At 37.8% G+C, this 12,560-nt stretch carries 13 protein-coding genes; 9 read left to right on the top strand and 4 right to left on the bottom strand.

From position 1 onward, the window contains the following. Positions 1-6: 6 nt before the first annotated feature. Both IGL49_RS10840 and IGL49_RS10835 read right to left on the bottom strand, forming a co-directional pair. The gene (locus IGL49_RS10840) at positions 7-1,665 is read right to left on the bottom strand and encodes a peptide ABC transporter substrate-binding protein (RefSeq protein WP_104854469.1); all 1,659 of its coding nucleotides are present in this window, start codon (positions 1,663-1,665) and stop codon (positions 7-9) included. A gap of 318 nt (positions 1,666-1,983) precedes the next feature. Beyond that, entirely contained in the window at positions 1,984-2,325 is a 342-nt protein-coding gene (locus IGL49_RS10835; RefSeq protein WP_002355012.1) for a PepSY domain-containing protein, read from the bottom strand. Positions 2,326-2,632: 307 nt separating this feature from the next. Here IGL49_RS10835 and pepA point away from each other — a divergent pair, with 307 nt between their 5' ends. The 4 genes from pepA to ytpR all read left to right on the top strand — a co-directional run bounded on the left by pepA (position 2,633) and on the right by ytpR (position 5,469). After that, positions 2,633-3,709 (top strand): glutamyl aminopeptidase, encoded by a 1,077-nt coding sequence (pepA, locus tag IGL49_RS10830; RefSeq protein ID WP_104858270.1) that lies wholly within the window; start codon positions 2,633-2,635, stop codon positions 3,707-3,709. 11 nt (positions 3,710-3,720) lie between these two features. Then, a complete protein-coding gene (locus IGL49_RS10825) occupies positions 3,721-4,035 on the top strand; it encodes a thioredoxin family protein (RefSeq protein WP_002355015.1) in 315 nt (104 codons plus the stop codon). A gap of 147 nt (positions 4,036-4,182) precedes the next feature. Further along, positions 4,183-4,638 (top strand): universal stress protein, encoded by a 456-nt coding sequence (locus tag IGL49_RS10820; RefSeq protein WP_104855141.1) that lies wholly within the window; start codon positions 4,183-4,185, stop codon positions 4,636-4,638. 210 nt (positions 4,639-4,848) lie between these two features. After that, positions 4,849-5,469: a YtpR family tRNA-binding protein gene (gene ytpR / locus IGL49_RS10815; RefSeq protein ID WP_104855140.1), complete on the top strand. Its 621-nt coding sequence runs from the start codon at positions 4,849-4,851 to the stop codon at positions 5,467-5,469. Positions 5,470-5,525: 56 nt separating this feature from the next. On the opposite strand, the gene IGL49_RS10810 is transcribed toward ytpR, so the two are convergent. Continuing rightward, positions 5,526-6,824 carry a S1C family serine protease gene (locus IGL49_RS10810; protein ID WP_104855188.1) on the bottom strand — a complete coding sequence of 433 codons (1,299 nt, stop codon included), beginning with the start codon at positions 6,822-6,824 and terminating at the stop codon, positions 5,526-5,528. Between the two features lie 400 nt (positions 6,825-7,224). On the opposite strand from IGL49_RS10810, the gene rlmH reads away from it, so the two are divergent. Next, positions 7,225-7,704 carry a 23S rRNA (pseudouridine(1915)-N(3))-methyltransferase RlmH gene (gene rlmH / locus IGL49_RS10805; RefSeq protein ID WP_104855187.1) on the top strand — a complete coding sequence of 160 codons (480 nt, stop codon included), beginning with the start codon at positions 7,225-7,227 and terminating at the stop codon, positions 7,702-7,704. A gap of 47 nt (positions 7,705-7,751) precedes the next feature. Further along, positions 7,752-8,594: an LEM-3-like GIY-YIG domain-containing protein gene (locus IGL49_RS10800; protein ID WP_104858679.1), complete on the top strand. Its 843-nt coding sequence runs from the start codon at positions 7,752-7,754 to the stop codon at positions 8,592-8,594. Between the two features lie 97 nt (positions 8,595-8,691). On the opposite strand, the gene IGL49_RS10795 is transcribed toward IGL49_RS10800, so the two are convergent. After that, positions 8,692-10,095, bottom strand: coding sequence for a dicarboxylate/amino acid:cation symporter (locus IGL49_RS10795; protein WP_241690081.1), 1,404 nt, complete (start codon positions 10,093-10,095; stop codon positions 8,692-8,694). A gap of 331 nt (positions 10,096-10,426) precedes the next feature. On the opposite strand from IGL49_RS10795, the gene gst reads away from it, so the two are divergent. The 3 genes from gst to IGL49_RS10780 all read left to right on the top strand — a co-directional run bounded on the left by gst (position 10,427) and on the right by IGL49_RS10780 (position 12,467). Beyond that, entirely contained in the window at positions 10,427-10,936 is a 510-nt protein-coding gene (gst, locus tag IGL49_RS10790; RefSeq protein ID WP_104855184.1) for a DinB family glutathione transferase, read from the top strand. Between the two features lie 137 nt (positions 10,937-11,073). Next, positions 11,074-11,538 (top strand): RNA polymerase sigma factor, encoded by a 465-nt coding sequence (locus IGL49_RS10785; protein ID WP_104855183.1) that lies wholly within the window; start codon positions 11,074-11,076, stop codon positions 11,536-11,538. A gap of 2 nt (positions 11,539-11,540) precedes the next feature. Next, a complete protein-coding gene (locus tag IGL49_RS10780) occupies positions 11,541-12,467 on the top strand; it encodes an anti-sigma factor (protein ID WP_104855182.1) in 927 nt (308 codons plus the stop codon). Positions 12,468-12,560 lie beyond the last annotated feature (93 nt).

The following is a 12,560-nucleotide window of genomic DNA, read 5'->3' as shown; positions in this document are numbered from 1 at the left end:
TTTATTTTATTCTTTATACGCCCACTTGAAGTCGTATTTAGCACCTGTTGGATGATAAATAATTTCTTTCACGTTTGGTGCACGTAAATGTGATTCTGCTTTTTGGTAAATTGGCACAACGCCCATATCAGCAATTACTGTTTTTTCAGCGTTGATTAAATCTTCCCAGCGTTTTTCAGGATCGTTAACATCCGTGGTTTTTGAAGCAGCGATGAATTTGTCGTATTCAGGATTGCTGTAGCGTCCACGGTTATTAGAAGTTGAGCTTTCTAATAAATCTAAGAAGTTAATTGGGTCTGAATAGTCGGCACTCCAACCACGCACGGCGATTTGGAAATCTCCTTTTAAGGTACGATCTAAACGAACGGCCATAGGGACGGGCGTTACAGTTACTTTTAAGCCTTCCAACGTATCAGACAGTGATCCTTGAAGATATTCGCCCATTTTTTTAGCGCCTTCAGAGTCGTCTACCATTAAATCAACTGTTAAGTTGGAAACACCAAGTTCTTGTTTCGCTTTGTTCCAGTATTCCACCGCTTTTTTCTTGTCGTATTTGACTAATTTGTCGCTGCCAGCTTCTTTAACAAAGTCTTCACCCGTTTTTGGTGATTTCGCGACATCCACAGGGACGAAGCCTTGTGAAGGAAGAGAGCCATTGGCTAAAATGTTTTTAGCTAATGAATCGCGATCGATGGCATAAGACATAGCACGACGTAAGTTTGCATTGGTCAATGGTGATTTTTCATCTGCTTGATTCATTTCTAAATAGAAAGAAGAAGCGGCTTTTAATTGGACCAAGTCAGGCGAGTTTTGCATTTGTTGCGCCAGTTCGCCAGATAAATACGTATCATCCACTTCACCAGTTTCATAAAGATTTAAGGCAGTTGGGGCTTCTTTCACCACGTTGATAGCTACTTTGTCTAACTTAACTGTATCCTTGTCCCAATATTCTTCATTTTTAGTTAAAGACCATTTAGTATCTGTTCCGGGACCATCAAACTCAGTTAGCGTAAATGGACCATTGTAGACTGCTTTATCGCTACTCTTTGTATAATCTTTACCAAAACGTTCAACGATATCTTGACGTTGTGGCAAGAAAGAAGGGAAAGCCAATAAATCGTCAAAATATGGCGTTGCTGTTTCTAAGGTGATTTCTAATTCATGATCATTGATTGCTTTAATGCCCAATTCTTCTTTAGGTAGTTCCCCTTTAGAAATTTTTTCAGCATTTTTTACTGGTTCAAACATGTAGGCATATTCTGAAGCAGTGGCCGGGTCCACTGTTCGTTGCCAACCGTAAACGTAATCTGCAGCAGTAACCGGTTTGCCATCAGACCATTTTGATTCTTCACGCAATTTAACTTTGTAAACTAAACCGTCTTCTGAAACAGTTGCTTTTTCGGCTGCCCCAGCAGGCGCAGGTTTGTTGTCTTTATCTAAACGATAGATTCCTTCGTAGACATTATTTAAAGTGGTAAAACTCACTTCGTCTGTCGCAAGAGACGGATCGGCACTAGGCATTTCTTGGGATTCAACCATTGTGAATACTTGGTTGTTGCTGCCGCCGCCGTTGTTTGCTCCTTTATCGTCACTGCCACCGCCGCAGGCCGCTAAAGCTAAGCTTGATAATACAAGTAATGAAGTAAATAAAACAGATTTCTTCATTTGACACGCTCCTTTTCATTTTTAGCAATACTCTCAGTATAATGTAAAAATGAAAAGGAGAAATTAAAAAATCGTTAGAAATGATTATTCTTTTATCAATTTTTAAAAAATGTCTAATCTTTTTTATGAAAAAAGCGGACAAACGTTGATAAGTAAAGATTTAAGCTGATTTCCATGCAGAAAATATTCTATTTTTGAGTATTTATTCATCATTGATTTGATTTTTTTGACATAAAATAAACATCCCTTTTACAAAAAAGAAATGAGAAGAAAAAAAGATTGTTACAAAAGCAAATAAGTGCTTTTGTAACAATCTTTTTAATCTTTTAATCGTTGGATGTCAATGACAGTTCCTGTGTAGGCATCTGCAGTGAATTCGTATTGAACAATGCCGTCGTCTTCAATACGACAAATTCCGCCAGTATACGTTTTGGAGTGGATGGCGAATTTCCGCAAGGGTTTTTTCTCAAACTCAATCCACGAACCTTCAATCGGTCCTTCTTTTAAAAAAGCAGCTTTTACATTTTCTAAGACGAGATCAGCGGAGATTGTTTTTTTCTTATGGTAGAACAAGGTTGAGGCAATGCCGCCTACTAAACCAAGACCAACGCCTAGCGCTAAGCCACCTTTAAAGTATGTCAACTCATTTTCTTCGTTCATTTGTATGACCTCCCTTGGTCGGTTTCTGCTTACTATTACTTTTGTCAGTATCACTCTTATTTTACCATAGAGAAGGGGCCGCTGAGAAATAAAAAAAGTTTTTCAATCATTCTTTTAGGGCATTCTCATTGTCACGTTTAAAAAGAGAAAGCGATGTGCATTTTCTAGTATTTGCGTTATAATAAGAGTGAAATCATATGAAAGGAGTACCTATTTTTATCGACAGGATAAAGTGACTTTTTTAGAGGAAAAGTGACGCTTGGTTGGCGTAATTTCCAACAAATCAAAAGCAATAGGACATACATCTGTGGAAGAAAAAACATTTCAACGAATTAAGGAATTAACTGAATTACAAGGAACTAGCGGATTTGAAGATGACATTCGCGCGTATATGAAAGAACATATCACCCCTTTAGTGGACGAAGTTCAATATGATGGTTTAGGTGGTATTTTTGGGCTTAAACGTTCAAAAGTGGAAGCAGCGCCCCGCGTAATGGTAGCAGCCCACATGGACGAAGTTGGCTTCATGTTAACTCAAATTAACGATAATGGTCTATTCCAAGTGGTTCCTTTAGGTGGTTGGAATCCCTATGTTGTTTCAGCACAACGTTTTACGTTAAAAACAAGTAAAGGGAACTATCCATGTATTTCTTCATCTATTCCGCCACACTTGTTACGTGGTACGAGTGGTCAAAAACAATTAGAAGTCTCTGATGTGTTATTTGATGCAGGATTCTCTTCAAAAGAAGAAGCTGAAAGCTTTGGTGTTCGTCCAGGGGATTCCATTGTTCCACAAACAGAAACGATTAAAACAGCCAATGGCAAAAATATTATCAGTAAATCATGGGATAACCGCTATGGTTGTACGTTGGTATTAGATGCATTGGAAACGTTACAAAATGAAGAATTAGGCCACACATTAATTGCTGGAGCAAACGTACAAGAAGAAGTTGGTTTACGTGGTTCTAAACCATCTGTTCATAAATTTAATCCAGATATCTTCTTTGCGGTGGATTGTTCAGCGGCAGATGATATTCACACGAAAAAAGGGACGTATGGTCATTTAGGTGAAGGAACGTTATTACGGATTTTCGACCCAGGTTTGATCACATTGCCTCGCTTACGTGAATATTTATTAGATACAGCAGCGACACACAATATTCCGTATCAATATTTTGTTTCTAAAGGCGGAACGGATGCTGGGGCTGCGCACACAACTAATAATGGTGTACCAAGTACAGTCATCGGCGTTTGTGGTCGTTACATCCATACGCATCAAACAATGTTTAGTATTGCGGATTATGAAGCAGCGCGGGAAATGTTGTTACAAGCATTACGTGGCTTGGATAAATCAACAGTTAATACAATTGTTTACGGAAAGTAGAGGATGTTTAAATGATTTATCCCAATTCATTAGAAGAACTAGCCACTTATGTTGAAAAAGGTAAAAATGTTTTCTTCTTTACTGCTGATTGGTGCGGAGACTGTCGTTTCATTAAACCAGTCATGCCTGAAATTGAAGAAGCATTTCCAGCGTTTCAATTTATCGAAGTCGACCGTGATCAGTTTATTGACGTGGCTGCCGAGTGGAATATTTTTGGTATTCCGAGTTTTGTCGTAATTGAAAACGGTCAAGAGTTAGGACGCTTAGTAAACAAAGACCGAAAAACAAAAGAAGAAATCAGTGCATTTTTAACTAGCTTAGGCTAATTTTCATGAACCAGAGGAACCATTAAATTAAGAGAGAATCAGCTGGACAAAAGGGCGTTCTGCACAAGGGTCCTAAATTCGTTTTTGACTCTAGTTTATTAGTCAAAGAAGCCTTTTAGATCAGCCTCCATCGGGAAGGTGACGAAAATGGAAGAACAAATGTATAAAAATATTCTTGTCGGCGTAGACGGTAGTGATCAAGCCAATTTAGCTTATGAACGTGCAATTGAGGTTGCTCGTCGAAACGGAAGCCGAGTCATTGTTGCAAATATTTTAGAAAATCAAGTGTACACAATGATGGGGTATTCGACGTTAAATGATCAATTAATTGATCAAGAAACAGCTGCTGCAGAAGAATTAATGGCCGATTGTAAAAAGTATGCGGAAAGCGTTGATTTTCATAATGTTGAAACAGTTACCATGTTTGCTTCACCCAAAGAAGTCATGAGTCATGAATTACCTGAAAAATACAATGTTGATTTAATTATGGTGGGACAATCAGGATTAAACGCCGTCGAACGTGTGGTTATGGGAAGCGTCAGTAGCTACATTATTCGTCAAGCCCCTTGCGATGTCTTAATTGTTCACTCTGAAGAAAAATAAGTAAAAAAGTAATTGATTAAATAGAGAGTTGACCGAATGTTTCTTTGGGTTTTTCCAAAGGATCAACGGCTTGTCACTCAAAATTGAGGACTTGGAGAATAAGTCGTAGCGACATATTTTCCAAGTCTTTTAGTTTTTCGACAAAAAAGTATGCACAATGGGTCAATTTTTGATAAGATAAGACAGGAAAACGACAGAGGAGGAACAGAAATGATTTTTGCATATAATAAAGAGCACGTTGGTGATGTTTTACTTGTCATCGTTGCGGACGATCAAGGTGCGGAAAACCAAGTAAAACGTGTTGGCGATGTAGCACGTGTAAGTTTAGTTGAGGCGCCAGAAACGGTGGTAGCTTGGCATATTTTCAACGCTTCAGCACTTCTAGGTGACATTAATGGCACAGGCCAAGTGACTTTAACAGATGAACAAATTGAAAAAGTCAATACAGCGATTAAAGATGCGGGATTTTCAGAAACTATTGAAAAAGACGACACCCCTAAAATTGTGGTCGGTTTTGTTAAATCATGTAAAAAACACCCAGATTCAGATCATTTATCTATCACACAAACAGAAGTAGACAACGGCGAAATTTTACAAATTGTTTGTGGCGCACCGAATATCAAAGCAGGACAAAAAGTAGTTGTTGCCAAACCAGGCGCAATGATGCCTGATGGCTTAATGATTTGGCCAGGGGTTTTACGTGGTGAAGAAAGTTTTGGAATGATTTGTTCAGCAAAAGAATTACGTTTACCCAATGCACCAGCTAAAAAAGGCATCTTAGAGTTGCCTTTTGATGCAGAAGTTGGTTCTGCATTTGCGGTAGGAGAATAAAAGAAAGAAACGACCTGTTGTCTGAACAACAGGTCGTTTCTTTCTTTTATTGACTTTTATTGATTGCTGCGATTATTTTGTTGCGTTAAAGCTGATTTATCAATGGTTAAATCGATGGTTGCTTTCATTTCTTTAGAACCACGATAATAAGTCACTTCCATTTTGTCGCCAACTTTTTTCTTGTAAAGCGCGCTTTGTAAATCTGTAGTAGAGCTTACGTCTTGGCCGTCAACTTTCGTGATAACATCGTATTTTTCCAAGCCAGCCTTTTCAGCAGGGGTAGCTGCTTCAACACCACGAACTACTACGCCCGTTTTTACGGAAGCCGGAATTTTTAAAATTTGTTCTTGTTGTTGTGAAGAGATTCCTGTTAAATCAGACATCGTAATCCCTAGAGCCGGCCGCGTCACTTTACCATCTTTTTCTAATTGGTTGATAATGTTGACTACGTCATTACTTGGAATCGCAAAGCCCATCCCTTCAACACTCACTTGACTAGTTGATTGCACAATTTTTACTGAGTTAATTCCAATGACTTGCCCTTCAATATTAATTAGTGGGCCCCCAGAATTTCCTGGATTGATTGCAGCATCGGTTTGAATGGCATTAATATTGATGGTTTCACCAGACTCATTTTTATTGGTAATATTTCTATTCACAGAAGAGATGATTCCTTGTGTGACAGAGTTAGCATAATCAGAACCTAGAGGGGAACCAATCGCAATAGCAGGCTCACCGACTGTGAGTTTACTAGAATTCCCAAACTCAGCGACTTGATCAACCTTGTCGGAAGAAATTTTAATCACGGCTAAATCCGTATAAGCATCGGTTCCGACTAGTTCGCCTTTCACTTTGGTACCATCATATAAAACAACTTCCAATCCTTGTGCTTTATCTACGACGTGGTTATTCGTCACGACATACGCCGTTTTACCATCTTTCTTATAAATAACTCCGCTTCCTTCACTGGCTGCTTCTAAATCGTTACCATTGTTGCCAGAAGAGTCTTGCGAACCTTCATTACCACCGAACAATCCCCCAAAAGGATCATCTGCCGAAGAATTGTTGTTAGCACTTTGCATATTAATGACAGAAACCACAGAATTTTGAACTTTTTTCACGGCTTTTGTGACATCGCTAGAAACATTGTAACTCACATTGCTGACTTTTGTATCGCCGTGGTTAGTGGATGTCGTCGTCGCCGCATTATTTCCGCCGTTGGGGGAGGGAATAATCCCAGAATAAGCGCCTCCTAGAATAAGGGCGCCACCAAGTAAGCCGCCAGCTAAACCAATCCCAAATTTTTGCAATAAACTTTTTTTATCTGAATTAGGTGTAACATCTTTTCGTTGCATAAAATAACCTCCCAATAAGTGCATCTGAATTTTCTATATTAAGTATATCTGTTTCCTACTCCTTTAGTCTATCGAATAGCTTTGAATTTTTTATGAACAACTTAGGGAAAAATTACAGAAAAAATACGAATGAAAAAGTTATACACAGAAAAATGTGAACAAATCGGGAATAAGTCTGTGTACAGTTTTTAGGAAAGTTATCCACAGAATGTGGATAATGTGGACAAATAAGTGGCGAATATGTGTTTGTATTGAAAAAGCTGTTAAATAAAGTAATTTTCTGGTTTGTTCTGTGGATAACTCTGTGTATATGTGTATAAGTATGTGGAAACGTTGTGGAAAGTAGCAAAGCTTCGTGCTAAAATAAGAACGAAAAGAAAACGAGAAAGTAGTGAAATAGGTGAAAATTAAACTAGTAACAGTCGGAAAACTGAAAGAAAAATACCTGATTCAAGGCATTAATGAATATCTGAAACGTTTAAATAGCTATGCCAAGATGGAAATCATCGAAGTACCAGATGAAAAAGCCCCGGAAAAACTCAGTGACGCTGAAATGCTTCAAGTCAAAGAAAAAGAAGGCCAACGTATTTTGGGGAAAATTAATGACAACGAATACGTCTTTGTTTTAGCCATCAATGGCAAACAATTATCTAGTGAAGAATTTTCAAAAGAAATTGAACAATTAGGGATTAGTGGCAAAAGTAACCTAACCTTTATCATTGGTGGCTCTTTAGGTCTCAGTGATTCAGTCCTTCAGCGAAGTAATCAACAAATTTCTTTTGGCCGCTTGACTTATCCACATCAGTTAATGCGTTTGGTATTAGTGGAACAAATTTATCGAGGTTTTCGGATTATGAAAGGGGAACCGTATCATAAGTAGGGGCGGTGTTTAAGAAGCGGAAATTTAGAAAGAAGGAGTCAAAATAGATGTTAGATAAATTTTCTGCCCCAACACTAAATAAGTTACAAAAAGATAATCAGCATATTTATTATGTATACTGTTTGGTTGATACAAGAAACAACCAACCTTTTTATATTGGTAAAGGGAAAGATAATCGTGTTTTTGCTCATCGACAAGCTGCGCTAAATTTGTTGCGACAATCAAATTTATTAAAAAACGATGAAACAGCGGGAACATTAAAAATAAAAATGATTCAAGAGATAAATGCATTGGGGTTGCAAGTACTAAGCTATATACTTAGTTATGGATTATCTGAAGCTGAGGCTTTTGCAAGTGAAAATGCGTTGATTAATTATGCACGGCTTATTCAAAGGCTGCCGTTGACAAACTTAGTAAAAGGGCATGGTTCTAAAGCTATGTTAGTGGAAGACATTGAAGAATGTTTTGGTTTTCAACCTATGTCAATAAGTGAAATAGCAACAGATGAGTTGATTCTAGCGGTGAAAGTCAGAGATGCTTTTCGCCTTAGTAAGGATGAAACGAAAGAGTATCCATTAGATGATACATTCCGTGATGTGGATAACTTGAAATCGCGAACCTTGGGTAACTGGGTAATTGGTCGTGATAAAATACACCGTATTCGCTATATTATAGCCATTAACACTGGAGCGGATAATGCTGTTGTTGCTGCATACAAAGTTTCTTCAAAGTATTCAGAATCAAAAATATCTGAGAATGGCCTGACTCGTTATGCATTCCAATCTTTATCAAGTAGAAAGGACACGTTAAAAGAGCTCAATTTATATAAAAAATGTTTGCCAGGAATTAAGTTTGGTAGCGGTAGTGCTGTTGCGTATATTAATAACTAGAATTTTTATTTAAAATAATTATTGTTTTATGAATATATTCAAAATAACAATAACGAAAAAAGCAGACTTCCATTCAAGAAGTCTGCTTTTTCATTAATTACTCCGCTTCCGCATTTTCCAAGTCAGCGACATCAGTCAGATAAGTGGCTTCATCCAACAAATCTTCCGAATGTGCGACATAAATCGCAGTGGCGCTATCACCAACCACGTTTAGGCTAGTAACGAGCATTTCGATTGGACGATTAATGGCTAAAATCAATGAATACGTCGCAATCGCAATCTCATTGTTATAGTTTAAACCAGTTAAAATAGTGAAAAGGATAATCCCGCCAGCGCCAGGTGCCGCCGGTGTACCAATAGATGACATCAAAGCTAAAATGGCAATCAAGGCAATATTAGCTGGTGTCACTTCATAACCAGCGACGCCCGCCACAAAAATAGCCGCAATTACTTGCATAATCGCTGTGCCGTTCATGTTGATAGTCATTCCTAACGGCAAGACAAAGGCGGCAACATCGCTGTCGACACCTAACTCTTCAACCGTCGTTTTTGTATTTAACGGTAAAGTGGCTGCCGAAGAAGAAGTAGAAAATCCAAAAACCACAACTTTCATAATCTTTTTAATAAAAGGAACAGGATTTAATTTTGTCGCAAATAAGATAAATAATGGGTAGCCGATCATCAAAAAGGCTAAGAGCGTCGCTGTCGTTGTTACGACATAGACTAACGCTGGTTTTAAATAATCAATCCCGTAAGAAGCAAACGTCCGAACTAACAACATAAAGACGGCGATAGGAGCAAATTTGGTAATTACAAAGGTTAAAAATAACGTGACCATCGCATTGACTTCTTCAATTAATTTTTTGAAAACACGAATTTTATCCCCTAATGCATTAATACATAAACCAGTAATCACTGCTAACACAACAACTGCTAAAATCGCACCATTGTCGCTAAATGCAGAACCGATATTTTTCGTGACAGCATTGACAATCACCATTAATGGATTGCCGCTTGTACTTACTTCGACAGGAGCTAGCGTTTCAGATAACGACACATTAAAAGCACCAGTTAAATATACGCTATAGCCCACAATTCCTGCTGTTAGTAGAGCAATCAGTGACATCGATAAAAAGCCAAAAATCGTTTTATAAGAAATTCGTCCTAATTTTTGCGTATCGGTAATATGACAAATGGCTAAAGTAATTGAAGTAAAGACCATCGGCACAATCACTAATTGTAGGCCGTTGATAAATAGTTGACCAATAATATAGAAAAGCCCAATCGCAGATTGTCCTTTTTCAGGATCTGAAATATCTTGGAAAAGAATCTGATTGATTGTCTGCCACACGGCGCCTTGATTGCTGCGCGTAAGGTGCTCTCTTAAAAATAAAAAGCCGAGCCCAACGATTAACCCTCCCACCAATGAAATCACCATTTTTTTGGTAAATGAGATACCTTTCACTTCACGTTTTTTCTTTTCCACTTTGTTGCCTCCCAAATAAATTGATTAAGCACCGCGCAAAAAAAGCCTTGCACACAAAAAAAGGGCAAGACATCTCGTATCATTCATTATACAAAAATACAGAATTTTACAGAACTTTGCCTTGTTAGCCTCTCGGACTATCTTAAAGGTACTTTTCCACATACTAAGGGAAACCACGAGAATTGTCAATTCTTTTTTACTTAGGAGGGTGTTATTTTTGAAGAAAGAAAGTGACCTTACTCTTTCCGAAGATTAAGCAGCCAAAAAAGAACTACAACGGATTCTTTTGCAGTATAATAGAAAATAGAAACGAAAGAACAGGCACCAACACAAAGGAGGTATTTTTATGAAAGTCACTCAACTTTCTAGTGAAACCCTTGACCGAGCGCACGAACGTTTTGAAGAAACACTTGCGCAAATGACTGTTGCTGAAGCAAACACGATGCCCGCGCCATTAATCAAGTCTGTTACTTGGCTGATGTGGCACACAGCCAGAGAATTAGACCTACAAATTTCCGCACTTAATCATAGTGATCCGTTATGGCTTAGTCAACACTGGACAGAAAAATTTGCCTTGGATTTGCCAGATGAGACAGAAGACTGGCATCACACACCAGAAGAAGCGGCGAAAGTCGTGGTGGCAGAAAAGCAATTGCTTAGTGACTATTTGGCTGCTAGTGTGGCACTTACCAAAAGCTATTTAGACCAAGTCAAAGAAGAACAATTGTCAGACGTGATTGATAAAAATTGGACCCCACCCGTGACTAGACAAGTACGTTTAGTTTCAGCGATTGATGATGCAGTGATGCATTCTGGGCAAGCCGTTTATACACGAAGATTAGTTATTGGAAAATGATAAATAAGCAAAAATAAAAATGCTTCTGCCTAAGCAGGAGCATTTTTTATTGAAAGAAAAAATACATAAAAAAATGAACGAAGGACTGTCCACTTTTTCCTTAGTTGAAACGTTGTATAAGTGAAAGGAGCAATCAGATGAAAAAGGAGGCAAATTTTGACGAAGTACTATTTTCTTTGGGGCAAGAAGTCATCCAAGTCTTGATTCGCCGAGGAGCAAGTCTTGAAGATGCACAAGATGCAGTGTCGCAAACATATACAACGATTTTTTCAATATTACCTGAAATTACGTCCGAAAATCTACGCCCGTGGTTTTTCCGAGTAACATTTAATTACTACATTACGATGTATCGAAAAAAGAAGCGAGAACGCACTTTTGTGGCAAACAGTCATCCTGTGCAATCAATAGAAAAAATGGAAGGTCAAGAGTTATTATTATTGATTGATTCCTTAAAAGATGAGGAACAAGAACTATTACTTTTAAAATATTATTATCAATTATCGTATGCCGAGATTGCGTTAATTTTAGAAGTATCTGTTGAAAATGTTCGCAAAAAATTGTATCGCACACGTCAAAAACTAAAAAAAGAACTGGAGGAATAGCAGTGGATTTAAAAAAAAGTATTCGTAAAGCGAAAAGAAAACAATTTCTCGTGATTGGTGCAATAACCGTTGTTAGTTTTGTCGTATTGTTTGTCGGTTTTTTTGTGGGAATGGATAAACTTTCGACGAAAAACTATCAGGCCTTACTAGAAGTAATTAATGATCAAGAAATGATTGCTTCACCAAACACTCAATTAGACTCCCAAGTAATTGCTAATAGTTCGCCTTTTGGGGGCGAAGTTGTGACCAATCGTTCAAAAAATATTGATGGTTACACGGTGGAATGGAGTAATTTACGCAGCAGATATAGCTTTTTCAGAAATTCGATTGACTGGAATGAAGCCTATCCTGGCAGCTATTATTCTTCTAAGAATTTTTATGAATACAACCGCCAAACTAAGCAGAAAGTGGCGTCTTTTTATAACCCAGCGATTACCAATTACTATGGTGGTATCAAAAATGAATTAACTGAATTAGACAAAATGGAAAACCAAGTAGCGGAAGTGGCGATTTCTTTTGATAAACCTTATCCATATGAAGAAGTCCGTAAAATGTTGCCAAGTAATGTCAACTTAGTTTGGCTCTATGTTTACTCCGAAACGGTTAATGAAACAGAAGGTCCTTCAGGTACGCTACCTTATGGTTTTCAATTAAGCATGGACGATCACAACGAAATATTTGATCCTGAAAATGATAAGCAACACTTTTTTGAAACCTTAGAAAAATCCCCCATGTTTGCTGACAACCAAGAAGGCCAAAAGTTTATCCAACAAAATAAAAATAAAAAAGTCGAAAAATTACCTGTTTGGGGAGTCATGCTCACCGGACAAACCAAAAATTTCAAAGCCTTACAAAATGAACCTTTTGTTCGTGGTGCTTCAATTGGCGTGACGGCACCTATCGTTCCCTATATTCAGCCAGAGAAATAAACGTTCTTCAAAATTCTAAGCCTTCCGACTGATTTTGCTTCAACGATATTGTCAGTAAAAATAGAAAACGTTATAATAGAATGGATCACAGAA

Source organism: Enterococcus sp. DIV1337a (assembly GCF_051712285.1).
GTDB lineage: Bacteria > Bacillota > Bacilli > Lactobacillales > Enterococcaceae > Enterococcus > Enterococcus faecalis.
Note: the sequence above shows the minus strand (reverse complement) of the source record. Positions and strands in the feature narration are given on the sequence as shown.